20 protein-coding genes are annotated in these 25478 nt (G+C 62.2%); 15 read left to right on the top strand and 5 right to left on the bottom strand.

What is annotated here, in order from left to right; genetic code table 11:
- The first annotated feature begins 41 nt into the window (after positions 1-41).
- The 6 genes from ACTJKT_RS28840 to pepN all read left to right on the top strand — a co-directional run bounded on the left by ACTJKT_RS28840 (position 42) and on the right by pepN (position 6666).
- On the top strand, positions 42-1391 hold the full coding sequence (locus ACTJKT_RS28840; RefSeq protein WP_440789796.1) for an AAA family ATPase: 1350 nt from the start codon (positions 42-44) through the stop codon (positions 1389-1391).
- Positions 1391-1876, top strand: coding sequence for a hypothetical protein (locus tag ACTJKT_RS28835; RefSeq protein WP_440789794.1), 486 nt, complete (start codon positions 1391-1393; stop codon positions 1874-1876). The genes ACTJKT_RS28840 and ACTJKT_RS28835 overlap by 1 nt, the downstream gene beginning before the upstream one ends.
- Complete coding sequence (locus ACTJKT_RS28830) at positions 1855-2799, top strand: tetratricopeptide repeat protein (protein ID WP_440789792.1); 945 nt, start codon at positions 1855-1857, stop codon at positions 2797-2799. Before ACTJKT_RS28835 ends, ACTJKT_RS28830 begins: the two co-directional genes overlap by 22 nt.
- Before the next feature lie 108 nt (positions 2800-2907).
- Positions 2908-3168, top strand: a complete 261-nt coding sequence (locus tag ACTJKT_RS28825; protein ID WP_007920905.1) for a YeaC family protein — start codon at positions 2908-2910, stop codon at positions 3166-3168.
- Entirely contained in the window at positions 3165-3995 is an 831-nt protein-coding gene (locus ACTJKT_RS28820) for a DUF2797 domain-containing protein (protein WP_440789790.1), read from the top strand. The genes ACTJKT_RS28825 and ACTJKT_RS28820 overlap by 4 nt, the downstream gene beginning before the upstream one ends.
- Before the next feature lie 13 nt (positions 3996-4008).
- Complete coding sequence (gene pepN, locus ACTJKT_RS28815; RefSeq protein WP_440789788.1) at positions 4009-6666, top strand: aminopeptidase N; 2658 nt, start codon at positions 4009-4011, stop codon at positions 6664-6666.
- Positions 6667-6785: 119 nt separating this feature from the next.
- Here pepN and ACTJKT_RS28810 read toward each other — a convergent pair whose 3' ends face one another.
- On the bottom strand, positions 6786-8438 hold the full coding sequence (locus ACTJKT_RS28810) for a SulP family inorganic anion transporter (RefSeq protein ID WP_440789786.1): 1653 nt from the start codon (positions 8436-8438) through the stop codon (positions 6786-6788).
- A 378-nt stretch (positions 8439-8816) separates the two neighbouring features.
- Here ACTJKT_RS28810 and ACTJKT_RS28805 point away from each other — a divergent pair, with 378 nt between their 5' ends.
- The 8 genes from ACTJKT_RS28805 (at position 8817) to ACTJKT_RS28770 (ending at position 15289) form a co-directional block, all read left to right on the top strand.
- Positions 8817-9866 carry a WD40/YVTN/BNR-like repeat-containing protein gene (locus ACTJKT_RS28805; protein ID WP_440789784.1) on the top strand — a complete coding sequence of 350 codons (1050 nt, stop codon included), beginning with the start codon at positions 8817-8819 and terminating at the stop codon, positions 9864-9866.
- 47 nt (positions 9867-9913) lie between these two features.
- Positions 9914-12289, top strand: a complete 2376-nt coding sequence (locus ACTJKT_RS28800) for an efflux RND transporter permease subunit (protein WP_097303246.1) — start codon at positions 9914-9916, stop codon at positions 12287-12289.
- A 271-nt stretch (positions 12290-12560) separates the two neighbouring features.
- Positions 12561-12854: a DUF5629 family protein gene (locus ACTJKT_RS28795; RefSeq protein ID WP_440789782.1), complete on the top strand. Its 294-nt coding sequence runs from the start codon at positions 12561-12563 to the stop codon at positions 12852-12854.
- Positions 12841-14013, top strand: a complete 1173-nt coding sequence (locus ACTJKT_RS28790; RefSeq protein ID WP_440789780.1) for a lactonase family protein — start codon at positions 12841-12843, stop codon at positions 14011-14013. The genes ACTJKT_RS28795 and ACTJKT_RS28790 overlap by 14 nt, the downstream gene beginning before the upstream one ends.
- Positions 14014-14180: 167 nt before the next feature.
- Complete coding sequence (locus tag ACTJKT_RS28785; RefSeq protein ID WP_007923220.1) at positions 14181-14360, top strand: hypothetical protein; 180 nt, start codon at positions 14181-14183, stop codon at positions 14358-14360.
- A 212-nt stretch (positions 14361-14572) separates the two neighbouring features.
- Positions 14573-14698: a hypothetical protein gene (locus tag ACTJKT_RS28780; RefSeq protein WP_256581581.1), complete on the top strand. Its 126-nt coding sequence runs from the start codon at positions 14573-14575 to the stop codon at positions 14696-14698.
- A gap of 115 nt (positions 14699-14813) precedes the next feature.
- Positions 14814-15020, top strand: coding sequence for a hypothetical protein (locus tag ACTJKT_RS28775; protein WP_440789778.1), 207 nt, complete (start codon positions 14814-14816; stop codon positions 15018-15020).
- A complete protein-coding gene (locus ACTJKT_RS28770; RefSeq protein WP_440789776.1) occupies positions 15017-15289 on the top strand; it encodes a hypothetical protein in 273 nt (90 codons plus the stop codon). Before ACTJKT_RS28775 ends, ACTJKT_RS28770 begins: the two co-directional genes overlap by 4 nt.
- A gap of 134 nt (positions 15290-15423) precedes the next feature.
- Here the strand turns inward: ACTJKT_RS28770 and ACTJKT_RS28765 are convergent, their stop codons facing one another.
- The 4 genes from ACTJKT_RS28765 to ACTJKT_RS28750 form a co-directional block, all read right to left on the bottom strand.
- A complete protein-coding gene (locus tag ACTJKT_RS28765; RefSeq protein WP_440789774.1) occupies positions 15424-16023 on the bottom strand; it encodes a glutathione S-transferase in 600 nt (199 codons plus the stop codon).
- Positions 16020-19661 carry an AAA family ATPase gene (locus ACTJKT_RS28760; protein ID WP_440789772.1) on the bottom strand — a complete coding sequence of 1214 codons (3642 nt, stop codon included), beginning with the start codon at positions 19659-19661 and terminating at the stop codon, positions 16020-16022. Before ACTJKT_RS28760 ends, ACTJKT_RS28765 begins: the two co-directional genes overlap by 4 nt.
- Complete coding sequence (locus ACTJKT_RS28755; protein WP_087092893.1) at positions 19658-20902, bottom strand: exonuclease SbcCD subunit D C-terminal domain-containing protein; 1245 nt, start codon at positions 20900-20902, stop codon at positions 19658-19660. The genes ACTJKT_RS28760 and ACTJKT_RS28755 overlap by 4 nt, the downstream gene beginning before the upstream one ends.
- A 580-nt stretch (positions 20903-21482) precedes the next feature.
- Positions 21483-21770: a VOC family protein gene (locus ACTJKT_RS28750; protein WP_440789770.1), complete on the bottom strand. Its 288-nt coding sequence runs from the start codon at positions 21768-21770 to the stop codon at positions 21483-21485.
- Between the two features lie 378 nt (positions 21771-22148).
- On the opposite strand from ACTJKT_RS28750, the gene ACTJKT_RS28745 reads away from it, so the two are divergent.
- A complete protein-coding gene (locus ACTJKT_RS28745) occupies positions 22149-25469 on the top strand; it encodes an STY4851/ECs_5259 family protein (protein WP_440789768.1) in 3321 nt (1106 codons plus the stop codon).
- The last annotated feature ends 9 nt before the right edge of the window (positions 25470-25478 follow it).

Raw genomic sequence — 25478 nt, 5'->3', positions numbered from 1 at the left:
CTGCTATTTCACTTCGCAACTGGCTGTCACAAGGATTCACCATGGATGACACGACGCTGGATCAACTGGAGGCCGCGCTACAGGCCTCGCCGGGAAACGTCGCACTGATCGCTCTGCTGCTCAAGGCTTGTCTGGAACGCGCTGATCACAAGCGAGGCCTCAAGCTGATTCCCGAAGATCTGCAGCAACTGCCGGATGCCGAGACGCTCAAACCGCTCGCCGCGCAGCTGTATCTGGTCGCCGGGGAGGCGCAAAAGGCCCTGACGCTGGCAGCAGGTGATGACGCGCATCTGCAATTGCTGCGCGCGCGGGCCCTGGCCGATCTTGATCGACTCAAGGAAGCACAGGTCGAGTACCGCGCCGCTGTCAGCGCTAACCCGGCGCTGGAGGACATGGTGCTGTGGCGCCGGTTGAACGTATCCGTCGTGGACTTTCCGGCTGGAGAAGGGCGCCCGAAGCTGCGGGTGATCTCCAACGACGACACCGATCAAACCGAAGTCCGCCGATTGTTGGTACCGGACACCGAGACTGTGACCTTTAACGACATTGGCGGTCTGGACGATCTGAAAAAGACCATCCACAAAAAAATTATCCTGCCGTACCAGAAGCCCGGGCTGTTTGAACGCTTTCGCAAGCGCGTCGGCGGCGGTGTGTTGCTGTACGGGCCTCCGGGTTGTGGCAAAACCTTGCTGGCCCGAGCGACTGCCGGCGAGTGCAAGGCGAAGTTTTTCAACGTGGCGATTTCCGACGTGCTGGACATGTACATCGGTGAATCGGAGCGTAAGTTGCACGCGTTGTTCGAGCAGGCGAGGGCGCAGGCTCCGGCGGTGATGTTCTTCGATGAAGTCGAAGCGTTGGGCGGCAAGCGTTCCAACACCCGAGAATCGACGTCGTCGAAACTGGTCAGCCAGTTCCTCTCGGAAATGGATGGTTTCACCCATGACAATCATGGCGTGCTGATCCTTGCCGCGACCAACGTGCCGTGGTCGGTGGATTCGGCGTTCCGCCGCCCGGGCCGGTTCGACCGAGTGCTGTTCGTGCCGCCACCGGATCGGGCGGCGCGGGAAAACATGCTGCAACTGATGGTCAAGGGACGCCCGTTGGCCCCTGATATCGATTTCGCGTTTCTGGCAAAACACACCTCGGGTTTTTCCGGGGCCGATCTCGGGGAACTGGTGGAAACCGCCGCCGATGAAGCCATTGAAGAGTCGATCAGTGAAGGTGCCGAGCAACCGATTTGCGACCGACACTTCAAAGAGGCCCTCAAGGTAGTGCGCGCCACTACCCTGGAATGGCTGACCACCGCGCGCAACTACGCGCGTTATGCCAACGAAGGCAATCAGTACGACGAAGTGTTGGCGTTTCTCGACAAGCACGGCAAGGGGCGCTGATGGGAACTCAGAGTATCTACCGGATCGAGGACGAGCCGCGTCCTGGCGCGCTGGCGCGGTTCGCCGTGTCGCCATTCTGGCCGCTGCTGGCGCTGATGATGGGCGGGCTGTGGCTCGGACTGCCGTGGTTCGTGCTCAACTCGGTGGCGGTCGGTAGTCCGACGCGGGTGCGCGAATGGATCTGGGTTGCGGTGGGGGTGGTGGGCAGTGTGATCATCGGTCTGGCCTTGATCAGCCTGCTGAACAATGGCTACCTGAGCACTCAGGCGCAGATTCAATACGCCTTGCTGGTGTTGGTGGTGTGGAAACTGAGCATCGGTTACGTGCTGTTCACCCTGCAAAACGCAACCATCGAGCTGTACCAATATTATGGCGGCGTGCTCAATCGCTTCGCGCCACTGGTCGCGCTTGCGGGGGCCTTTGTGCTCAAGGGGCTGGTGGTCAAGCTGGTGCCTGCGACCCTTTGGTATCTGGTGGTGAGCTGATGAATACGTCTTATCTGCTGCAAGTGGCTTATCAGCGGTTGCAGTCTGCTCACTATGACGGCGCCATCGACAGCCTGCGGCAACTGTTGGCCGATGATCCAGAGTGCGCTGAAGCCCACGCGTTGCTGGCGATTTGCTTGATGAACATGCGCCGGCTGCATGCCGCGCGCCACGAAGCGTCGCTGGCGCTGGCGCTGGATCCGGCGTTGCCGCTGGCGCACTACGCCGCCGCGCATACCGACATGGCCTCGCGGCAATTCAAGAGCGCTGAACAGCACCTGTTGCAACTGCTAGACATGGAACCCACGGAACCGCGCTATTACCGCAGCCTCGCCGATCTGTTTCAACTGACCGGCCGTTTGAGTCAGAGCCAGGCGCTGCTCGAAAAAGCACTGGAATTGGAGCCGGATGACCCCGTCAACCTGGTGGCGATGGCTGAGTATCATCAGGCCTGTGGCCATTGGCAGCAGGCAGAAGGTTTTGCCCGCCAGGCACTCCAGGCGGATCCCGGCCATGCCGGGGCCGTTGTAGTGCTGGGCCGTTTGCGGTTGCGTCAGGGTGACATCAACGGCGCGCGCGAACACGCGATCTGGGCCTTGCAGGAAAACGCCAACAATGTCTCCGCACTGAGCCTGCTGACCGCCGTGAAGGCGCGCAGCAATGTGTTCATGGGCTTCTGGTGGCGGTTCAACAGCTGGCTGACCGAGCGCAGTGCCACCGGCGCCATCATCTTGTTGCTGGCGATGTTCGTGGTTTATCGCGTCACCGTGATCACCCTGACCGCTCAGGGTTACCCCGCAGTCGCCGAAGTCATTGACTGGGTATGGCTGGGTTTTGCCCTCTATACCTTCACCGCACCGCAGATTTTTCGGCGTGCGCTGGAGAAGGAACTGACTCAGGTAAAACTTTCAAGGGAGTTCTAGGACGACAGGCCATTGCGCCTGTCGATCCGCTCGCTGACCTGATGCCCGGCAGTGTGTTGCCACATCAGCGCCGTTAAACTAGCGACATTCATTGGAGAGTGTTCGACCATGTCGTCTTTTGTTGAAATGATTGAAAACATCACCCCGGACATCTACCAGAGCCTGAAACTGGCGGTAGAGATCGGCAAATGGTCCGATGGCCGCAAGCTCACCGCCGAGCAGCGCGAACTGTCCCTGCAGGCGATGATCGCCTGGGAAATGCAGAACCTGCCCGAAGAGCAGCGCACCGGTTACATGGGCCCGCAAGAGTGTGCGTCGAAGTCGATCGAAGTGCCGAACATCCTGTTCAAGTCGGATGCCATCCATTGATCGAGATTGGCCGTGGCTCCATCAGTAAAATGTCGGCGCGCCTGGACGGGGCGGATGTGCAGTATGCCTTTCGTCTTGGCGACACCGAGGTACCGGTCAATCCATTGATCGGCAGCCCCCTGCGCCTGGAATACCTGGGGGCGATCCACTGCATCCATTGCGGGCGCAAGACCAAGACCAGCTTCAGCCAGGGTTACTGCTACCCGTGCATGATCAAGCTGGCCCAGTGCGATGTCTGCATCATGAGCCCGGAACGCTGCCACTACGACGCCGGCACCTGCCGCGAGCCGTCCTGGGGCGAGCAGTTCTGCATGACCGACCACGTGGTGTACCTGGCCAATTCGTCGGGGATCAAGGTCGGCATCACCCGCGCCACCCAGCTGCCGACCCGCTGGCTCGACCAGGGCGCCAGCCAGGCGCTGCCGATCATGCGCGTGGCGACCCGCCAGCAGTCCGGTTTCGTCGAGGATCTGTTCCGCACCCAGGTGGCGGACAAGACCAACTGGCGCGCCTTGCTCAAGGGCGACGCCGAGGCGGTGGACCTGGCGCAGGTGCGCGACCAGCTGTTCGCTTCCTGCGCCGAGGGTCTGCGTGCCTTGCAGGAGCGCTTCGGTCTGCAGGCGATCCAACCGCTTACCAACGTCGAGCCGATCGAGATCCGCTACCCGGTCGAGCGGTACCCGGCCAAGATCGTCAGCTTCAACCTGGACAAGAACCCGATTGCCGAAGGCACGCTGCTGGGGATCAAGGGCCAATACCTGATCTTCGATACCGGCGTGATCAATATTCGTAAATACACGGCCTACCAGCTCGCCGTGCATCAGTAGAAGGATTCGACGCATGCGCACCGAACAACCGAAGATGATTTACCTGAAGGACTATCAGGCGCCCGAGTACCTGATCGACGAAACACACCTGACCTTCGAGTTGTTCGAGGACCACAGCCTGGTCCATGCGCAACTGATGATGCGCCGCAATCCGGTGCATGGTGGTGGCCTGCCGCCGCTGGTGCTCGATGGCCAGCAGCTGGAGCTGCTGTCGGTGTCCCTGGGCGACCGTGAGCTGACGGCCGCCGATTACCAGCTGAACGCCAACCACCTGACCCTGCAGCCGACCAGCGAATCCTTCACAGTCGACACCAGCGTCAAGATCCACCCGGAAAGCAACACCGCCTTGGAAGGCCTGTACAAGTCCAGCGGCATGTTCTGCACCCAGTGCGAGGCCGAGGGCTTTCGCAAGATCACTTACTACCTCGACCGCCCGGACGTGATGAGCAAGTTCACCACCACTGTGGTGGCCGAGCAGCACAGCTATCCGGTGCTGTTGTCCAACGGCAACCCGATCGCCAGCGGGCCGGGCGAAGACGGCCGGCACTGGGCGACCTGGGAAGACCCGTTCATGAAGCCGGCCTACCTGTTCGCCCTGGTGGCGGGCGATTTGTGGTGCGTCGAGGACAGCTTCACCACCATGAACCAGCGCGAGGTCGCACTGCGCATCTACGTCGAGCCGGAAAACATCGACAAGTGCCAGCACGCCATGACCAGCCTGAAGAAGTCCATGCGCTGGGATGAAGAGACCTACGGCCGTGAGTACGACCTGGACATCTTCATGATCGTCGCGGTCAACGACTTCAACATGGGCGCCATGGAGAACAAGGGCCTCAACATCTTCAACTCCAGCGCCGTGCTGGCCCGCGCCGAAACCGCCACCGACGCCGCGCACCAGCGGGTCGAGGCGATCGTCGCCCACGAATACTTCCACAACTGGTCGGGCAACCGCGTGACCTGCCGCGACTGGTTCCAGCTGTCGCTCAAGGAAGGCTTCACGGTATTCCGCGATGCCGGCTTCTCCTCGGACATGAACTCGCGCACGGTCAAGCGCATCCAGGACGTGGCCTACCTGCGCACCCACCAGTTCGCCGAAGACGCCGGCCCCATGGCCCACGCCGTGCGCCCGGAAAGCTTTATCGAGATCTCCAACTTCTACACCCTGACCGTGTACGAGAAGGGCTCGGAAGTGGTCGGCATGATCCGCACCCTGGTGGGCGCCGAAGGCTTCCGCAAGGGCAGCGATCTGTACTTCGAGCGCCACGACGGCCAGGCCGTGACCTGCGACGATTTCGTCAAGGCCATGGAAGACGCCAACGGCATCGACCTCGCCCAGTTCAAGCGCTGGTACAGCCAGGCCGGCACCCCGCGCCTGGCGGTCAGCGAGGCCTATGACGCGAAGGCGAAGACCTACAGCCTGACCTTCCGCCAGAGCTGCCCGCAAACCCCGGACAAGGTGGAAAAACTGCCGTTCGTGATTCCGGTCGAGCTGGGTCTGCTGGACGCCAAGGGCGCGGCCATTGCCCTGCGCCTGGCCGGTGAAGCCACCGCGCAAGGCACTTCGCGGGTGATCTCGGTGACCGAAGCCGAACAGACCTTTACCTTCGTCGACATCGCCGAACAACCGCTGCCGTCCTTGCTGCGCGGCTTCTCGGCGCCGGTGAAACTGAGCTTCCCCTACAACCGCGACCAGCTGATGTTCCTCATGCAGCACGACAGCGACGGTTTCAACCGTTGGGACGCCGGCCAGCAACTGGCGGTGCAGGTGCTGCAAGACCTGATTGCCCAGCATCAGCAGGGCCAGGCACTGGTGCTGGACCAGCGTCTGGTCACCGCGCTGGCTACGCTGCTGGCCGACGACAGCCTGGACCAGGCCATGGTCGCGGAAATGCTCTCGCTGCCGGGCGAGGCCTACCTGGCCGAAATCAGCGAAGTGGCGGATGTCGAGGCCATTCACACGGCGCGCGAGTTCGCCCGCCAGCAACTGGCCGCCAGCCTGTTCGACGGGCTGTGGAAGCGTTACCAGGCCAATCGCGAGGTCTCCCGGACCACCGACTATGTCGCCGAGTCCGCGCACTTCGCCCGCCGCGCCCTGCAAAACATCGCGCTGTCGTACCTGATGCTCACCGAGAAGCCGGAAGTACTGGCGGCCGCCATCGAACAGTTCGACGCCGCCGACAACATGACCGAGCGCCTGACCGCACTGGCGGTGCTGGTCAACTCGCCGTTCGAAGCCGAGAAGGCCAAGGCCCTGGCGGTATTCGCCGAGCACTTCAAGGACAATGCCCTGGTCATGGACCAGTGGTTCAGCGTCCAGGCCGGCAGCATGCTGCCGGGCGGGCTGGAGCGGGTCAAGGCGCTGATGCAGCACAAGGCGTTCAACATCAAGAACCCGAACAAGGTGCGCGCCCTGATCGGCGCCTTCGCCGGCCAGAACCTGATCAACTTCCACGCCGCGGACGGCTCCGGCTACCGCTTCCTGGCGGACCTGGTGATCCAGCTCAACGGCTTCAACCCACAGATCGCCTCGCGGCAACTGGCGCCGCTGACCCGCTGGCGCAAATACGACAGCGCCCGGCAGGCGCTGATGAAAGGCGAGCTGGAACGCATCCGCGCTTCCGGTGAGCTGTCCAGCGATGTGTTCGAAGTGGTGAGCAAAAGCCTCGCCTGACCCCACCCTGTGTAGGAGCGAGCTTGCTCGCGATAAGGCGTGAACGATAACGCGCGGCATCTGGGGCCGCGCGTTGGCTTGAGGTTTTTCGCGAGCAATCGAGCGTCGACCGGCCGCTCCTACAGGGGAGTGGAGCTGTCCGGCTCGCTCTGCAAGGCTTCAGGCAGATTCCGGTGATAGTTCTGCGCGCCTATGGCGTGCAGGATGCCGACCCGTTCAAGCTTGGTGTGGACCTTGAGGTTGGCTTCGCACAGCTTCACCACAATCCCGCGCTTGTGCAGCTGACCTATCACTTCCTCCAGCATCTGCAAGCCCGTGATGTCCATGAAAGGCACGTGTCTCAGGCGAATGATCAGCACCTGCGGGTCGCTGTGGGTCTGGGCCAGCGCGCGCTCGAAAGTCTCGGCGGCACCAAAGAACAGCGGCCCCTCGATGGTGTAGATCAGCACGCCCGGTGGTAGATGCAACTGGCCGTTGCTGTGCAGCTCGTGTTGCAGGTCCTGTTCCACCACCTGTTGCACCTCCACCGAGGAGGCCATGCGCCGCAGGAAGTGCAGCATCGCCAGAATCACCCCGATATTCACCGCGATCACCAGGTCGCTGAACACCGTGAGGGCAAAGGTGGCCAGCAGAATCGCCACGTCCGCTCGGGGTGCCCGTTGCACCATGCGCTTGAAGTGGTGCAGTTCGCTCATGTTGTAGGCGACCACGAACAGGATCGCGGCCAGGGCGCACAGCGGGATATTGGCCGCCAGCGGCGCGAGAAACAGGATGATCAGCACCAGGACTAGCGCATGGGTGATGCCCGCCAGCGGGCTGCTGCCGCCGTTGCGGATATTGGTCGCGGTGCGGGCAATCGCGCCGGTGGCGGCGAATCCGCCGAACAGCGGGGTGGCCAGGTTGGCGATGCCCTGGCCGATCAGTTCCTGGTTGGAGTCGTGGCGGGTGCCGGCCATGCCGTCGGCCACCACCGCCGACAACAGCGACTCGATGGCGCCGAGCATGGCGATGGCGAAGGCCGGGCCGATCAGGTCCAGCACCCGGGGCAGGCTGATCTCAGGCAACTGCAACGCCGGCAACCCCTGGGGAATGCCGCCGAAGGCACTGCCGATGGTGGCCACGCCGTCGAACTGGAACAGCGACTGCAGGACCGTGGCCAGGGTCATGGCGACCAGGGGCGCCGGTAGGCGTTTGAGTTGGGGGACCTTCGGCACCCACAACAGCAGCGCCAGGCTCAGCAGGGCCAGCAGGGTGGTGGCCAGGTGCAGGTCGGGCAGGGCCTGCAGCAGGTGCCAGAGCTTCTGGTGAAAGTACTCGCCGCCGACGGCAGGCAGGCCGAAGAAATCCTTCCACTGGCTGACCCAGATGATCACCCCGATCCCGGCGGTAAAGCCGAGTATCACCGGGGCCGGGATGAACTTGATCAGGGCTCCGAGGCGACTGATGCCCAGCAGGAACAGGATGATCCCGGCCATCATGGTCGCCAGTTGCAGGCCGTCGACCCCGTACTTGGCGGTGACCCCGGCCAGAATCACGATAAAGGCCCCGGTGGGCCCGGCGATCTGCAAGCGGCTGCCGCCGAACAGCGACACCAGCAGGCCGCCGACGATGGCGGTGTAGATCCCCTGTTCGGGCTTGACTCCGGAGGCGATGGCGAATGCCATGGCCAGGGGCAGCGCCACCACGCCGACAATCACCCCGGACACCAGGTTGCGGGCCCAGTGGGCGCGTCCCAGCAATCCGGCTTTCCACGCCTCGCGTATGGCAATCATGGCCCACTCCTGACGTCCGACTCGCAAACCACGCCGCTCATCATAGCCAAAGCCAAGGGGCGCGGCCCATGGCCCGGATCAGTCTTTGTGCGGCTATCTGGTGCCGGCGCTGAGTGGAATCCGCGGTGTTTGTGTTCCAGCCTCGGCTACGCTTCGTGCGTGACCCCCGGTATCGACTGAGCAGTCAGGTTCCAGGCCGGGTACGGTGGTTAACAAAAGATAACGTGGCGTCGATTGTCAGACGTTTCTAAAGCCCGATAGGATAGGTCAGCTTCCGAAGGGGCTCTAGATTGCAGGTTTCAGGACATTGTCCTAACCGCCCCGAACGGCGCCCTGTAAAGGTTGAACGACCTAACAATAATAAATGGGGGAGAGTCTATGAGTGAGCCTGTCATGGGTGTGAGTTCCTGCCGCCCGCCGGCCTTGCGCAGATTTGCGTTGCTGGCTACAGCGCTCTCGCTGTTGGGGGCCGCCCTGTTGCCGGCCCCGGTCCAGGCCGCCGCGTCCGCGGCGGACACTGTCTATTCCACCGAATCGGCCAAGGCCAGCAAGGGCCTGATGCTCGATGTCGTGCATGCCGGTTCGCGCCTGGTCGCCGTTGGCGATCGCGGGCACATTCTCTATTCCGACGACCAGGGCCAGACCTGGACCCAGGCCAAGGTGCCGACACGGCAGCTGCTGACTGCGGTGTATTTCGTCGACGCCAAGCATGGCTGGGCCGTCGGTCACGATGCCCAGGTGCTCGCCAGCGAAGACGGCGGCCTGACCTGGACCAAGCAATTCGAAGACCTCAAGCGCGAAGCGCCGCTGCTGGACGTGTGGTTCCAGGACACCAGCAACGGGTTTGCCGTGGGTGCCTACGGCGCGCTGCTGGCCACCACCGATGGCGGCAAGAACTGGGAAGACGCCAGCGACCGCCTGGATAACGAAGACCAGTACCACCTCAACGCCATCGCTGCGGTGAAGGACTCCGGCCTGTTCATCGTCGGCGAGCAGGGCAGCATGTTCCGCTCCGCCGACTGGGGGCAGACCTGGGAACGCCTCGAAGGCCCTTATGAAGGTTCGTTCTTCGGCGTGATCGGTACCGCCCAGCCCGCCACGCTGCTGGCTTACGGCCTGCGCGGCAACCTCTATCGCTCCAGCGATTTCGGCAGCACTTGGGAGCAGGTCGAGCTCAAGGCCGCTCGCGGCAGCCTGGAGTTCGGCCTGTCCGGCGCCACGCTGCTGGACGACGGTTCGTTGGTGATCGTCGGTAACGGCGGCAGCGTGGTGCGCAGCACCGACAACGGCGTGACCTTCAGCGTCTACAACCGTCCGGACCGGATCTCCCTGGCAGCGGTGACGGCAGCCGGCAATGGCAACCTGATTCTGGCGGGACAGGGCGGTGTGCGCTCGACCTCGTCGAATGGCGCCGATCTCGGAAAATAATCAGGGCAAGCAAGCCGGGCCAATAATAAGAAGGCGGGAACACTTCCATGAGCAGTCATCAAACCGACAAGGCGACGTTTCTCGAACGTCTGATTTTCAACAACCGCCCGGCAGTGATTGTGATCTGCCTGCTGGTCAGCGTTTTCCTGTTCTGGCAGGCCACACTGATCAAGCCGTCCACCAGCTTCGAGAAAATGATCCCGCTCGAGCATCCCTTCATCGAGAAGATGATGGAGCATCGCAACGACCTGGCGAACCTGGGCAACACCGTGCGTATCTCGGTGGAGGCCAAGGACGGTGACATCTTCACCAAGGACTACATGGAGACGCTGCGGCAGATCCACGACGAGGTGTTCTATATCTCCGGCGTCGACCGCTCGGGCCTGAAGTCGCTGTGGAGCCCCAGCGTGCGCTGGACCGAGGTGACGGAAGAGGGCTTCGCCGGCGGCGAAGTGATCCCGCAGAGCTACAACGGCTCGGCCGACAGCCTCGACCTGCTGCGCAACAACGTGCTCAAGTCGGGCCAGGTCGGGCGCCTGGTGGCCAACGACTTCAAGTCGAGCATCGTCGACATCCCGCTGCTGGAGTCCTACCCGGACCCGCAAGACCAGGGCAAGCTGCTGGCCCTGGACTACCAGAAGTTCTCCCACCAGCTTGAAGAAAAGATCCGCGACAAGTTCGAGGCGCAGAACCCCAATGTGAAGATCCACATCGTCGGTTTCGCCAAGAAGGTCGGCGACCTGATCGACGGCCTGATCATGGTGGTGATGTTCTTCGGCGTCGCCTTCCTGATCACCCTGGTGCTGCTGTACTGGTTCACCTGGTGCATCCGCAGCACCATCGCCGTGCTCATCACCACCCTGGTGGCGGTGGTCTGGCAACTGGGCCTGATGCATGCCGTGGGCTTTGGCCTCGATCCCTATTCGATGCTGGTGCCGTTCCTGATCTTCGCCATCGGCATTTCCCACGGCGTGCAGAAAATCAACGGTATCGCCCTGCAATCCAGCGGCGCCGACAACGCCCTGACCGCGGCCCGGCGCACCTTCCGCCAGCTGTTCCTGCCGGGGATGATCGCGATCCTCGCCGACGCCGTGGGCTTCATTACCCTGCTGATCATCGACATCGGGGTGATCCGTGAGCTGGCCATCGGCGCGTCCATCGGCGTGGCGGTGATCGTGTTCACCAACCTGATCCTGCTGCCGGTGGCGATTTCCTATGTCGGCATCAGCAAGCGGGCGATCGAGCGCAGCAAGAAGGACGCTACCCGCGAGCATCCGTTCTGGCGCCTGCTGTCGAACTTCGCCAGCCCGAAAGTCGCCCCGGTGTCGATCTTCCTGGCCCTGCTGGCCTTCGGTGGCGGCCTCTGGTACAGCCAGAACCTGAAGATCGGCGACCTCGACCAGGGCGCGCCGGAACTGCGTCCGGACTCACGCTACAACAAGGACAACAACTTCATCATCAACAACTACTCCACCAGTTCCGACGTGCTGGTGGTGATGGTCAAGACCGCTTCCGAAGGCTGCTCGCGCTACGAAGCCATGGCGCCGATCGACGAGCTGATGTGGAAGATGCAGAACACCGAGGGCGTGCAGTCGGCGATTTCCCTGGTGACCGTGTCCAAGCAGATGATCAAGGGCATGAACGAGGGCAACCTGAAATGGGAAACGCTGTCGCGCAACCCGGACGTGCTGAACAACTCCATCGCCCGCGCCGACGGCCTGTACAACAACAACTGTTCGCTGGCGCCGGTGCTGATCTTCCTCAACGACCACAAGGCCGAGACCCTCGACCGCGCGGTGCATGCGGTGCAGGAGTTCGCCAAGGAGCACAACAAGGACGGCCTGGAGTTCCTGCTGGCGGCGGGTAACGCCGGGATCGAGGCGGCCACCAACGAAGTGATCAAGCGTTCGGAGCTGACCATCCTGGTGCTGGTGTACATCTGCGTGGCGGTGATGTGCATGATCACCTTCCGCTCCTGGGCGGCGACCCTGTGCATCGTCTTGCCGCTGGTGCTGACCTCGGTGCTGGGCAACGCCCTGATGGCGTTCATGGGCATCGGCGTCAAGGTCGCGACCTTGCCGGTGGTGGCGCTCGGGGTGGGGATCGGCGTGGACTACGGGATCTACATCTACAGCCGCCTGGAAAGCTTCCTGCGTGCCGGCCTGCCGTTGCAGGAAGCCTACTACCAGACCCTGAAATCCACCGGTAAGGCGGTGCTGTTCACCGGCCTGTGCCTGGCCATCGGCGTCGCCACCTGGATCTTCTCGGCCATCAAGTTCCAGGCCGACATGGGCCTGATGCTGACCTTCATGCTCCTGTGGAACATGTTCGGCGCGCTGTGGCTGCTGCCGGCGCTGGCGCGGTTCCTGATCAAGCCGGAGAAACTGGCGGGGCAGAAGGGCCACTCGCTGTTCGCCCACTAAGCTTCGAGGCCTCAAGCAAAACCGCGACCCAGGTCGCGGTTTTTTATTGCCCGCCAAGGCACACCGGCCTGTAGCCGCTGCCGAGCCCGCGAGGCTGTGATCGACCGGCACGGTCGCAGCGGTCTTCCGGGCCCAGGAGGGCCTGCGGCCCTGGCGCAGCCTGCGGCAGCGGCTACAAGGAGTGAGGGTGCTGGCGAACTTTGTAGTGCCACTACAGCCGCGCCGCGCCGGACCCGCTATCATGGCCGCTTTCCATTGCTGACTGACTACCATGACTGCCGCTACAGACACTTTGCTGACTGCCCTCCAAGCCTGCGACATGCTGGAAATCGACGGGCTGCATGCCTTCGACTTCACCCTTGACGACCAACAGCTGCTGATCGAATGCATGGACGGCCGCGCGGCCAAGCGCTGGAGTTTCAGCCTGGCCCAGGTCAACGCCGCGACCTTCGACGACAGCCTGCAGAGCTGGACCATAGTCGGCGATTCCGGTGAGCACCGCCTGGTGTGCATGAGTGCTTTCAGTGCCCGTAACGATGAGGAGGATGAACATGAGGATGCGTAACTTCTGGCCACTGCTGATGGCTGGCAGTGTCGGCGCCATGGCCGTGCAGGCCGCGCCGGTCGAGACCCAGGAACTGCTGGTCGGTTCCTACACCCAGGGCCAGAGCGAAGGCATCTACCGCCTCAAGTTCGACGGTCGCACCGGCAAGATCGAGGCCAAGCCGCTGCAGGTGGTCAAGAGCGCCAACCCGTCCTGGCTGACCCTGTCCAAGGATCAGAAGCAGCTGTTCGTGGTCAACGAGAACGGCCCGGGGCAATCCGATCCGATCGGCCGGGTCAGCAGCTTCAGCATCGAAGCCAAGAGCCGCAAGCTGAACCCGATCAACCAGGTGCAGAGCCTGGGCAACGAGCCGACGCATTCCAGCCTGAGCGGCGATGGCCGCTACCTGTTCGTCAGCAACTACTCGGTGGTCGCGGATCCGGGCGGCAGCCTCGCGGTATTGCCGGTCGGTAGCGATGGCAAGCTGTCGCCGGTGGTCCAGCTCAGCAGCCACCCGTCCAGCCGGGTCAACCCCGAGCGCCAGGCTTCGGCCCACGTGCATTCGGTGGTGTCGTCGCCAGATGGCCAGTTCGTGTTCGCCAGCGATCTGGGCGCGGACAAGGTCTTCGTCTACCGCTACGATCCCAAGGCCAACGCCGAACACCCTCTGACCGCGGCCGAGCCGGCGTTCGTCGAGCTGCCGCCGGGTAGCGGCCCACGCCACTTGCTGTTCAGCGCCGATGGCAAGCACGCCTACCTGACCATGGAAATGAGCGCCCAGGTGGCGGTGTTCGACTACCAGGACGGCAAGCTGACCCAGAAGCAGATCCTCGACTTGACCAGCGGCGGCAAGGACAAGAAGGCGGCAGGCGCGCTGCATGCCTCCAAGGACGGCAAGTACCTGTACGTGAGCAACCGCGGCACGGCCAATCAGTTGCTGGTGTTCGCCATCGACGAAGCCACCGGCCAGCTCAAGGAGATCCAGCGGCGTTCGGTGGAGGGCGATCACCCTCGTGAGTTCAGCCTCGATCCGAGCAACAAGTACGTGCTGATCGGCAACCAGAAGAGCAACGAAATCGTGGTGATCGAGCGCGACGCCAAGACCGGTTTCCTCGGCAAGACCGTGCAGAAACTGCCGTTCGACTCACCCAGCGATATCAAATTCCTGGTGCGTCAATAGGCCGCAGGCCCCGGTTGACGGGGCCTGAGCCTTTCTATTAATGACGCTGATATCTGCTACTGCTGGAAAAAATTTCAACCCGCCAACCCTCGGGCGTAGTTTTGCTTCACGGCCCGGCGCATCAAGGCTTCCGGGCAAACAAGCCGACTGCATACGAGGGTTACCCAATGAACTTCAATCTCTTCTCCGTGATCGCCGCTTCCGCCATCTCCGCTACCGTGGCCCTGCCAGCCAGCGCCAACGTGGAAATCAGCGAGAAAAAATCCGCGACCAACACCTACACCCAGAAATACCTGCAACAGAGCGCCAACTTCTACGCCGCGCTGGATCACAAGATCCAACACTGAAATTCCCCGCACCGCCCAGGTATGCAGGAGCGAAGTCACTGGCTTCCCTGAATGGACTCGTCCATCCGGTGGATCAGCAGTGATGTCGCTCCTGCATCACCTGTATGCGACGTTTTCCCTCTTGCCAGGCAAATTAGCTTGGTAATGTCACATCGCCATATGTTTAAATTTGACGCTAATTAATTGACTCCTCCTTTCCAAGGATCGACAGCATGGCGATGCGTCTGGCAGTGGTTCTTCTGTTCCTCTATTCCTCCCCGATTCTCTCGGCTGCCCAGCCCGTCGAAGGCGAGCCGGAAACTTCCCGCGAACGAATGCTGACCCTGCTCCAGGATTGATTGGCCGCGGATTTACGATCAATCCAACTGATGGTGACTATGCACCGAGGTTGTTTCTGCGGCGGGCGCTTTTAACGGATTCTGTGGGCACTGAAACATGCTCACGGAGACCACCATGGCCCACTCGATCCTCACCTCTGCCAAGCGCGGCGCCTATGTCGCCATTGGCTTGTACCTGGCCATGGTGCTCCTGGTCAGCCTCTCGGCCCAGACCCCGTCGACGGTGCAACCACCGATCCAGGTCGTTTACCCGGCCATCCAGTTCGAACACCGCGCGCAAGCCGCCGAGCACGCCCCGGATGCGGGAGTGGCGCTGCTATGAAGGGACGCAGGTTCTGGGTCATTGCCATCCTGGCGTTCATGACCAATGGCGCTTCCTTGCTGGGGATAGGGCAGGGCTCGGCTGGTTCGCTGGCCCGGGCCATCGAATGCAATCACAACATCGCCCACAACATTGAAACCGCCACGGCCCTGGGCCTGTTAGCCGGCAATCCGCCGCTCAAGCCTCGGGCGGCCTTGCTCGGTCCATTCAGCGTGGATTGCTCGGCGCTGCAAATGTGCAGCGTATTCGCCGAACCGGCGCTGGCCTGAAAACGCCGCGATCTTCTGTAGGAGCGAAGCTTGCTCGCGATAGCTGCGCAGCAGCGCTCTATCCATCACACCGCGTTATCGTTGCGGATTTATCGCGAGCAAGCTTCGCTCCTACAGAAGCTGAAAGAGTAGGCTCAGGCCTTGGCCATGACTGCGACAAACAGCTCCGACTCCAGGAACCGCTGCAACCAGCACTGCAAATGCCGATACGGCGTCTGCGCAAACCACTCGCGATCGACATGGGCGAACTGCCGCACGAAAGGCGCCAGGGCCATGTCCGCCAGGCAAGGATGCTCCGCCAGCAGGTAATCCTGCTGGCTCAACAGCTCATCCAGCTGGCGCAGAAACATCTCTCCCTGGCCACGGTAATGCTCCATCGGCTGCTCGGGGTAACGCTCGGCGTATTTGTAGCGATCAAGGTGCAGCTTGAACACCTGGTCGTTTTCCGCAATCAGCGCCTCGATCCGTTGCTGCGCCGGCCCATCGTCCTTCAGCAGCCAGTCCTGCGGATCGTGCTGGGCCAGGGCCCAGCGCATGATGTCCAGGCTTTCGTCGATCACCCGCCCGTCAGCGTTGAGCACCGGCACCGTGCCCTTGGGCGACAGCGCCAGCATCTCGGCCGGCTTGGCCTTGAGGCTGACTTCGACTATCTGCAGCGGCACCCCGCTGTAGCGCAGCGCGAGGCGGGCGCGCATGGCGTAGGGGCAACGGCGGAACGAATACAGGGTATTCATTTCACCTCCAGGGTGCTCAGGCCGTTGCCCTGGCGCCGTACCTGGATCTGCACCGGAATCCGCTCGTGCATTTCCTGCACGTGGGAAATCACCGCCACCTTGCGCCCCTGGGCCTGCAAGCCGTCTAGGGCGTCCATCGCCAGTTGCAGGGATTCCGGATCGAGGCTGCCGAAGCCTTCGTCGATAAACAGCGACTCGATCTTCAGCGTGCTGGAGGCCATGGACGCCAGGCCCAGGGCCAGCGCCAGGGACACCAGGAAGGTCTCGCCGCCGGACAGCGAATGCACCGAGCGCAGTTCATCGCCCATTTCCGTGTCCATCACCAGCAGGCCGAGCATGCTGCCGCCGCGCTTGAGGCGATAGCGCCGCACCAGTTGGCGCAGCTGCGCGTTGGCGTGATGCACCAGCAGATCGAGGTTGTAGGCCTGGGCGATCTTGCGGAAGGTGTCGCCGCTGGCCGAGCCGATCAAGGCATTGAGCCGCGCCCAGCGCTGCCATTCGGCGTAGGCCTGGGCGATCTGCTCGCCCAGCGCCTGGTTGGCGTCTTGCCGGCGCTGGTCCTCGGTCTGCTGGGCGCGCAGTTCGGCGCTCAGCTGTTCGCTGGCGGCCAGCTGGTTGTGCAGCTCGCTCAGGGCGCTGGCCAACTGGTCGGCGTCGAGCTGGCCGTCGTGCTGGGTCTGGTGGCTGTGCAGGCGTTGCTCGCGTTCGGTGACCAGGACCTTGGCCTGTTCCACCGCCTTTTCGCTGGCTTGCAGTTGCTGGCGCAGCGCGGCGACCTGCTGGTCGTCGAGGCTGAGCAGCTGTTCCAGGCCGCCATCGTCCAGCTCCGGGTGCTGCTGGCGCCAGTCGGCGATCCTGCTGCCCAGTTCCTGCTGTTCGGCTTCCAGGGCCCGCAGGCGTTCTTCCTTGCCTTGCAGTTCCGTGCCCAACTGCACCAGCAGGCTGCGGACTTCCTGCAACTGTTGGTTGGCCAGCACATCGGCGGCGCGGGCCTGTTCCACGGCCTGTTCCAGATGCTGCTGCCACTGCTCGGCACTGGCGTGTTCGCCCAGCAGTTGCACGAGCTTGTTGCGGGCGGCCTGCTGTTGCTCGGCCAGGGTATTGAATTGCGCCTGGGCGGCTTGCAGTTGCTGCACCCGGGTCTGCTGGCGGTCCTGTTCCTTGTCCAGGGCCAGCTGGCGCTGTTGCTGCTCCTGTTGTTCTTCCTTCTGCTGGTCGAGCTGCTCCAGGCGTTGCATCACCTGCTGGTCGATCTGCATAAAGGTCGCGGCCGGGTCGCTGCGCAGGGCTTCGAGGGTATCGGTCGGCAGCAGGGTGGCGAAGGCGGACAGCTCTTCTTCCAGGCGCTGGCGATCCGCGCCCAGTTGCTGTTGCTGCTGGGTCAGGTGTTGCGTGGCTTCCTGGCTGGCCTCGATCGCCGCTTGCAGTTGCTGTTGCAGGCGCCCGGCGTCCTTTTGCAGTTTCAGCAGGGCGCCTTGGCGCTGTTCGTCCTGCTGGATGCTCTGGCTCAACTGGCTCAGTTGCTGGTTCAGCCAGGCGTCGCGCTTGCTGGCGTCCTGGTCGAGCAGCGCCGCCGACAACGGATGGGCTTCGATACTCGGCGCCAGGGCCTGCTGCTGGCTTGCCAGTTGCTCCTGTTGCTGGAGGAATTCCTTTTGCTGGGCGATCAGGCCGCCGACCTGGCTGCGCAGTTCGGCGAGTTTTTCCTTGAGTTCATCCACCGCCTTGCGCGCGTTGGCTTCTTCGCTTTCGTCGTGGCGACCCAGGCTTTGCAGCAGCGCCTCGGGTTGATGGTAAGGATGCTCGTGGCTGCCGCAGACCGGGCAGGGCTGATCGTCCTGCAACTGCTCGCGCAGCTCTTCGACACTGGCACTGCGGGCCAGGCGCTGACGCTCCAGCAGTTGCTGGGTCACCGTCAGGGTCTGTTCGGCGACTGTCAGTTCGGCCTTGCTCTGCAGGCCGATCCGGTTCAGCTCTTCGCGCTGGCGTGCGGCGGTCTGCTGCTTGTCCGCCAGTTCCGCGCCGCGCTTGTCCAGTTCCTGCTGGCTGGCCCACAGCCGCGCCAGTTCTTCGAAGGCGCGCTGTTGCTTGCGGTTGTCCTGCAGCAGGTCGCTGAGGATCTGCAACTGTTCGGCCACCGCATGGGGCTCGGCGCCGGCTTCGCTGTACAGCACTTGCAGCTCATCGCGTTGCGCGGCCAGTTGCTGCGCCGCGTTGGCGGCCCGCTGTTGCAGGCCGGGCAGTTCTTCCTGGCCCTTGTTCAGCCGGTTGCCGGCCAGCATCAACTGTTGCAGGCGATCGCGGTAGGCGTTCCAGGCATCGCTCAGCGGCGCCAGATGGCTGCTGTGTTCCAGTTGCTCGGCAATCCGTTGCAGGCGTTCGCCCACCAGGCGCTGCTGTTCGAGCATGGCCTGGATCGCCTGCTGGCCTTGCTCGCTGGCCTGTTGCAGCTTGTCCTTGAGCTCGCCGGCTTCGCCGCAGGTCTTGCCCAGGTGGGCGAGGGTGCTTTGCTCGGCAAAGGCCTCGCGCAGCAGCGGGGCGCTGGCGCTTTGCTGTTCCTGCGCGCCAAGCAACGCGGCCTGTGCCGTGCCCAGTTGTTGCTCCAGTTCGCCCTGGCGTTGTTGTTCTGCGCCTTGTTGCTGGCGCTGTTGCCGGATCTGTTCGCGCAGCGGCGTCAGTTGCTGGTTCAGTTCTACCTGGCGGGCGAACTGATGGCGTTGCGGCGCCAGTTGCTCCAGGCGGGTCAGCCGGGTCCGCTCGCTGGCCAGGCCTTCCCAGGCTGTCTGCGCCTGTTGCAATTGTTCGGCGGCGCTCTGCTGCTGGTCCTGCAACTGCTGCAGTTCCTTGAGCCAGGCGTGTTGCAGCTCCAGCTGCTTGAGCTGCGCCTGCTGGGCCTTGAGCTGTTGCTGGGCGGCGTCGAAACGCTGGTCCAGCTCGGCGCGGGCCTCGGGCTCCAGCGGGGTGATGCCGCTGGCCTGGGCCTTGAGGGTCTTGTGCTGTTCCTCGGCTTCCTTGCTCTTGCTGTAGGCGCGCCGCCCGAGCTGGCTGTAGATCGAGGTGTTGGTGAGCTTTTCCAGCAGCTCGCTGCGTTCCTTGTCGTCGGCCTTGAGGAAGGCGCTGAACTCGCTCTGGGCCAGCATCACCGCGCGGGTGAACTGCTCGAAGTTGAGCCCCAGCTTGGCTTCGATCAGTTGCTCGTAGTCGCGCTTCTGGCTGGCCAGCAGTTGATTGCTGTCCAGGTCGTGCAGGCTCTGCTTGCTGGCCTGCAGCTTGCCGTTGGCCTTGTCCCGGGCGCGGTTGGTTTCCCAGCGCGCGCGGTAGCGATGGCCGTCGATGCCGACGAAGTCGACCTCGGCGTAACCGCTGCCGGTGCCACGGCGCAGCAGGGTGCGCGGGTCGCTGGTGAGCATCTCGCTGTCCACCTCCGGCACCTTGGTTTCGCGGCCGATATTGTTCAGCCGCGGCACCGCGCCGAACAGTGCCAGGCACAGCGCATCGAGCAGGGTGCTCTTGCCGGCGCCGGTGGGCCCGGTGATGGCGAACAACCCGGCGCTGGCCAGGGGCTCGGCGCTGAAGTCGATTTCAAAGGGGCCGGCCAGGGAGGCCAGGTTCTTCAAGCGGATGGCGAGAATCTTCATGGCTGCTCCTCCTCGTGCTGCACTTCCTGGAGCAATTGCGCGAAGTCCTTGAGGGTCTGTTCATCCACCTCGCTGCCGTAACTGTCCAGCCAGGCGCGGCTGAACAGGTCCTGGGGGCTGAGCTGGTCCAGCTCCACCAGTTGCGCGGCGCCGTCGTCGCCTTCGCGGCCGCCATTGCCGGCGTATTCAGCGGCGATCCGCACCAGGCGCACGGCCTTGCCCTGCAGGGCGCTTTCCACCTGCTGGCGCAGGTCCGGTTGCGGCTCGTCCAGGCGTACCCGCACTTCCAGCCAGGGCTGGCGCTGTTCTTCGGCCAGCAGGTCGATGTCCGGCAGCTCCGCCAGTTGCAGCAGGATCTCCGCCAGCGGCGCCGGGCCCAGGCGTTGCAGGTTGACCGCGCGCGGGATCAGCCGCGGCTCGACGCTGACCAGGGTTTCGCCGTCGAGCTGGATATCGAGGATCTGGTGCTGGTAGCCGATCTCGGAGAACGACAGCGGAATCGGCGAACCGCTGTAGCGAATGCGTTCCTCGCCGTTGACCTTCTGCGGCTTGTGCAGATGCCCCAGGGCCACATAGCTGATGCTTGGGCCGAACAGGCTGGCGGGCAGGGCCTCGGCATTGCCGATGATCAGGCTGCGCTCGGAGTCTTCCGACACCGAACCGCCGGCCATGTGCGCGTGGCTGATGGCGACCAGCGCCTGGCCCGGCTGGCGCTTGGCATTGGCCGCGGCGATCAGCCATTCATGCACCTGGCCGATACCCCGCAGGTAATCGTCCCCCAGGTGCGCGCCCGTGACCTCCGCCGGCCGCAGGAACGGCAGCGCCAGGCACCAACCGGCAATCGCACCGCTGGCATCGGGCAACGGTAGCAACAGACGCTCGCTGTCCAACTGCCCGTCGTCCAGCCACAGCACCCGGCCCAGGGCATGGGTGCGCAGACGCCGCATCAAAGGTGCCGGCAACTCGATGCGCGAACCGGAGTCATGGTTGCCGGCAATCATCACAATGGTCAGCCCAGGCTGCTGTTCATGGGCGCTGACAATAAAGTCGTACAACCGCTCCTGGGCTTTGACCGGCGGATTGACCGTGTCGAAGATATCGCCAGCAATCAACAGTACGTCAGGGCTGTGCAGCGCCAGCTGACGCAACAGCCATTCAAGAAAGCAGGCATGCTCGAAATCGCGTTCCTGGCCATGGAGGTTCTGCCCCAGGTGCCAGTCGGAGGTGTGAAACAGACGCAAGGCAAACTCCGCAAACAATCAGGTGAGCCGCAGGGAAGAGGAGAGCGGCGTGAGGGGGGAGAGTTTAATGGTAAATCGGGTGTGGGGCTCGGTCTGATGGCCGATGGCGTCCTTTTGATGGCAGGCTGGACTCCGCGTACGGCCGCAGAGGGCGCCTATTGGCTCTCGCCTGTCAGTAGTGGGGGTAACTGGGCTGCCTCGGGCTGCGGTATCTGTTCCCAAGTAACCCGGGTCCCGTTCGGCAAGTTGACCGGATCTCCAGTCGTGATGCTTATCGTAAAGGCTTGGACCACTGTTTCGTCGACACTCCGCCCCAGTACATAGTGTTCATTGCGAGCCCTGTACCAGATCCCTCCCAGATGTAGCCAGGTATCTGAACTGACATGGCGCGGATAAAAGGCGCCTATGGGCCGCGCCAGGTCCTGTGCACGGTTACCGAACAGCCTGTGGATCGCAACCGTGAGTGGCAGCACCACGCCGTGGGGGTTCTTGCGGTGTTCTGCTTGGGGTCGATAAAACATCGATGGCTCCGCTACGGCGTTGGGGATCATAGGTTTTATAGCCGAGAATTCCCCGCCTTTCAGGCAAACGCGGTCTGGATAAATGCCTCCAGCGCCTGTTCTTCCAGGATTTCGATGGAGAAGTGCCCGAAACGCTTGGGCAGCCAGATGAGGCTTGCCCCGGATGGGGATTGCAGGTTGGCGCGGGTCAGTGGCTGGCCGTTTTCGTCGGCGTAGCGTACGTGCAGGCCGCCGCGTTCCCAGACGAGTGTCCTGGAGATCCGGGCCTTGAGTATCCGGGCGTAGTAGGCGCAGGCAGCTTCCAGGTCCTGCACCAGTACATCGACGTGACTGAATTTCAACTCCATTGAATCACTCCTGACGAACCGGCCCCCATGGTAGCCAAGCTCGCCTTGGAACTCGATGGGGCTGCGTGGTGGATCAGTCTCGACGCTTGATTTCTATCAGGCCCTTTGCGGCCGTTTAGCTGCTATTTTCACAACCATCGATAATGGCCGCTTGTGAGGTCCCGCTGGTGCGTCACGCTCGAAGACCGACCCTGCGGGGGCCATCAACGAAATGCTCAAGCGTTGCAGCGTCGATGAATGGCTCTGGCATGGCCAACAGTGGCGGGTTGTGAAATGCGGATTACCGTTATTCAAAAGAATGATGTCGAATTGCCAGATTGCTGGCATGATCTGGTCAAGCATTGAGCAAACAGGATTCGAGCAAAAGGATGTGTTCCGATGAATATCAATGCGGTTGTAATCAACCCCTTCAAGGCCTGGCTAAGTGAACTGTTGCTTAATCGCGAGCTCTTCAAGGGGCCGAATGGTAGGCCGCTATACAGCTATCAGCTCACCGAGAGTGAATACGCTTCGTTACGTGATCTGCTTAAGCAGCATCTGCTGCGCAGCGACAACCCTGCCCATTTGCTGCATCTAGGTGCCTGCTTTTGCCTATTCGTCAGTGAGCAGTATCGGCGCAACTACAACCGATCTTGGTCTTGGTCTGGCGCCGAGACAGAATTAGGAGTCCAGCTCAACCCCGCCGACCACGCAACGCTGACCCAAAAAGGTCTCGACTACTGGCAGCGCCCCGTTCGGCGGCGTGAAAGTAGGCACGACTGGCTGGGTTCCCTGTTTGCTGAAGGCGGGCTACCCTGGCCGTTGGTGCAGGATGACAGACACGGCTTTGGCCGAGCGGTTAAGCGTGGAATCAAGCACTTCTTCCGTACCGAGGGAAACCGCCGGACCACCTCGGACTTGATGTCGGATTTCGAGGAGGATCTGCCGCTAGCGTTCCAAACCCTGGAAACACGTCAGCTCCTGGCTGGTATCGTTGACCAATTGATGTACTTGGTTGAAAACTATCCACTTAAGGACCAGCAGGATCCAGCCGGCTATTTGGATAATGCCGCGCCCTATTGGTCCGGGGCGTTTCCCATCCCGCTCGACGAAACTAACGCACGCCGCTTGATCAACGACTGGCTGCGTGATGCAGGGCAGAAACGTCAGGAGCGCAAGGAGGCCCTCGAAAGGGCGCGGGATTTTACCTGTGAACATGTACTTCAAGGCGTGCTGCCCGCGTGGGCGATTCGCACCGAACTGATCCTGCCACAACGCACCACATTCACCATCGACCTTACCCGGCTCAGTAGCACTCGGCTGGATGTCGCCTACTACGAAGGCGAGCACATACTGGCCCGAGGGGGCGCAGTTTACGGACAACTGAGCGGCGATAATCTGCAGGTTCGCTTTAGCAATACGCAGGTCACCCTGGAGCGCCGCCACATATCAGAGCCAGTGACGATGCGCCTGCTAGACAATGGGCGGGTGGTCCACCGCTTCCAGTTTGAGGACAGCGCGATTGACTTCCAGTACACGCCTCTGGTCTTCGAGCGCCGCGCGGAGCGTTGGCAGCTGGCGGGGACATCCTCTTGCAGGCTGTCGGGTGACAAGGCGCTGATCCGCTTGCCTTTAGGATTTGAGCTGAACGCAGAGCTAGACTCAGCGACCGAGACTGTCCTCGACAAGGAGGCCGGCCATTGGGTCGAAGTGACTGCGGATATTTCGTTGCACTTTAAAGAAGACTTCTATCGTATTGAGCTCAATCAGGAGCAGTGTGAGGTGCTGAAACCAGCGCTCATCGGCAACCAGGCTCAGTACGACAGCAATCCCACGACCATTTTCCTCGGCTGGCCCAGTCTTGACCTGCCGGAAGGCTTCATTTACGGCCGCGACGAGTTGGTCGAATTCGCCAATGGCCAGCAGTTGGACACGCTAAGGCGTTCTGGGTTTTATGGCCTGGTTAGTTACAGCCTGCGTAGCAAGAGCGGGAAAACCCTGCTGCAGCGTCGAATTGCCGTACTTCCCAGGGAGTTCAGCCTGGGATTATCTCCCGGCATTCAAGGGCAACCGGCACGGATCACACTCAAGAGTGCGCAGCAGCTAGATTGCCGAATCGTGAGTGACAGCCTGAAATGCCGACCACTGCCCGATGTGCAAGCAAACGGTTTCTTACTGCAGCACGACAGTCAGAGGCCTCCCGCCAGCTTTGTTCTGGAGCTTGGCACTGAAGGGAATCAGCAGGCTATACAGTTGCGTCTGCCGTACCCCTACCAAGGTGCGCGCTTACTTGATACGAATCTACAGCCTATCAGCAGCAATGAGCTCAGCCTAAGCGAGCTGCTCGGCCATCGTGTTGCTCTGGCCTCAGGCCAGCCGCAAGGTCAGAGTTTTTTTCTGGTACTGGAGTTGGTGAGCGAATCAGCGCTGCGCCCTCAGCGGGTGTATGAGGTAAGGGTTGGCCAGGATCCGGTCCAACTGAGTCTGTACAGCTATCAAAACGACATCTTGCAGATGCTGGGTGCAGTGGACGAACAGGATGCCTTCATCAAACTCCATGTGGAAACCGAGCAACGCCTGCTCAGCCTGAACATCCGACGCTACAACGGGCGCTTGGCCTGGCAAGGTCAAGATATCTTTGCCATCTGCGATATCAGCTCGCCCAATGTACTCGACACCGCGCAAGTCGAGGCCATGCTGATGTCCGACCCCAAGCACACTTCGTTGGTACTGGCGGAAAGGACAAGCCAGGATGTTGGCACGGGCGTGTTTGAGATACCCAACGCGATGCAGCGCAGGGGCCCCTGGCTGATTTATCCATCCCAGGACAGCATCATTCAGTTCCGTCCAGCGTTATACGCATCGAATACCCAGGGCATCGAAATGGTGAGCGAGGTCGGCTCGCTGCACCGGGCGACAGAGGTTTTCCATCCCGAGCGCAACCCGGAAGTGATCAATCAACAGATCGCTGCGATGGCCGAAGACTTCGGTCACAGTGGCTGGCAATACTTGGCCGACCTTAAACAGCACTTCGCGCACCTGCCTCTGTCGTCGTTCGAAAGCTGGAAGGCGCTTTCGCGCCAACCACGTGCCACGGCCTTAGCTGTGCTACGCCTGGAAATGGACGAGGCATTCTGCAACCGGGTACGCGATGAGCTGGCGGTGATCTGGGAGGCAACGCCGTTGCGCCTCTGGGCTGAGGTCTATCAGTACTTCCTACGCAGCCTCCATGAGCTGGGCTTGCCGGAGGTCTTGATCCGCAATCTTGAGGAGAATCGGGCTTCTGTCTTGCGTGCAGTCGTATCCGGTTTTGACCATGTCGACGATTATCTGCATACAGGTAAGTGCGCTTCACTCACCAAAGTGCCGCCTGAAGCTGCTCTACCCATTTGGTGCGGGCAACTGCGCCAGGTTCATGGCTCGAACAGCCGCTGGCCGACGGAGCTGAGTTCCGAACTTGGATCCTGGATCTCCCGTCAACAACTGCCGGAACAGCTCAAGACGCTCTCTACGACGGGTTATGCCAATGCGGTGATCTATCTGCCGATCTTCATGGCTTTTGTGACTGCCGAAAAGGCCCGGCTGAATGACCTGAGCGTGCCATTGCCCTATCTGAAATTCGCCATCCGCATGCTCGCCGACTTTGACAGGCAAAGCTGGTTCAATCCAGTTCATGCACTGATGGTGTCTTATCTACTGGCCACGCAGAGCGAGGCATAAGGATTTTCA

The sequence above is a fragment of the Pseudomonas sp. 22526 genome, assembly GCF_052044735.1.
Lineage (GTDB): Bacteria > Pseudomonadota > Gammaproteobacteria > Pseudomonadales > Pseudomonadaceae > Aquipseudomonas > Aquipseudomonas piscium.
Note: the sequence above shows the minus strand (reverse complement) of the source record. Positions and strands in the feature narration are given on the sequence as shown.

Coding starts and splice junctions, on each gene's coding strand:
- ACTJKT_RS28800 (WP_097303246.1), top strand. CDS start 9,914: ATGAGCAGTCATCAAACCGACAAGGCGACGTTTCTCGAACGTCTGATT.
- ACTJKT_RS28770 (WP_440789776.1), top strand. CDS start 15,017: ATGAAGGGACGCAGGTTCTGGGTCATTGCCATCCTGGCGTTCATGACC.
- pepN (WP_440789788.1), top strand. CDS start 4,009: ATGCGCACCGAACAACCGAAGATGATTTACCTGAAGGACTATCAGGCG.
- ACTJKT_RS28825 (WP_007920905.1), top strand. CDS start 2,908: ATGTCGTCTTTTGTTGAAATGATTGAAAACATCACCCCGGACATCTAC.
- ACTJKT_RS28835 (WP_440789794.1), top strand. CDS start 1,391: ATGGGAACTCAGAGTATCTACCGGATCGAGGACGAGCCGCGTCCTGGC.
- ACTJKT_RS28785 (WP_007923220.1), top strand. CDS start 14,181: ATGAACTTCAATCTCTTCTCCGTGATCGCCGCTTCCGCCATCTCCGCT.
- ACTJKT_RS28775 (WP_440789778.1), top strand. CDS start 14,814: ATGGCCCACTCGATCCTCACCTCTGCCAAGCGCGGCGCCTATGTCGCC.
- ACTJKT_RS28795 (WP_440789782.1), top strand. CDS start 12,561: ATGACTGCCGCTACAGACACTTTGCTGACTGCCCTCCAAGCCTGCGAC.
- ACTJKT_RS28790 (WP_440789780.1), top strand. CDS start 12,841: ATGAGGATGCGTAACTTCTGGCCACTGCTGATGGCTGGCAGTGTCGGC.
- ACTJKT_RS28805 (WP_440789784.1), top strand. CDS start 8,817: ATGAGTGAGCCTGTCATGGGTGTGAGTTCCTGCCGCCCGCCGGCCTTG.
- ACTJKT_RS28745 (WP_440789768.1), top strand. CDS start 22,149: ATGAATATCAATGCGGTTGTAATCAACCCCTTCAAGGCCTGGCTAAGT.
- ACTJKT_RS28750 (WP_440789770.1), bottom strand. CDS start 21,770: ATGGAGTTGAAATTCAGTCACGTCGATGTACTGGTGCAGGACCTGGAA.
- ACTJKT_RS28765 (WP_440789774.1), bottom strand. CDS start 16,023: ATGAATACCCTGTATTCGTTCCGCCGTTGCCCCTACGCCATGCGCGCC.
- ACTJKT_RS28780 (WP_256581581.1), top strand. CDS start 14,573: ATGGCGATGCGTCTGGCAGTGGTTCTTCTGTTCCTCTATTCCTCCCCG.
- ACTJKT_RS28810 (WP_440789786.1), bottom strand. CDS start 8,438: ATGATTGCCATACGCGAGGCGTGGAAAGCCGGATTGCTGGGACGCGCC.
- ACTJKT_RS28760 (WP_440789772.1), bottom strand. CDS start 19,661: ATGAAGATTCTCGCCATCCGCTTGAAGAACCTGGCCTCCCTGGCCGGC.
- ACTJKT_RS28840 (WP_440789796.1), top strand. CDS start 42: ATGGATGACACGACGCTGGATCAACTGGAGGCCGCGCTACAGGCCTCG.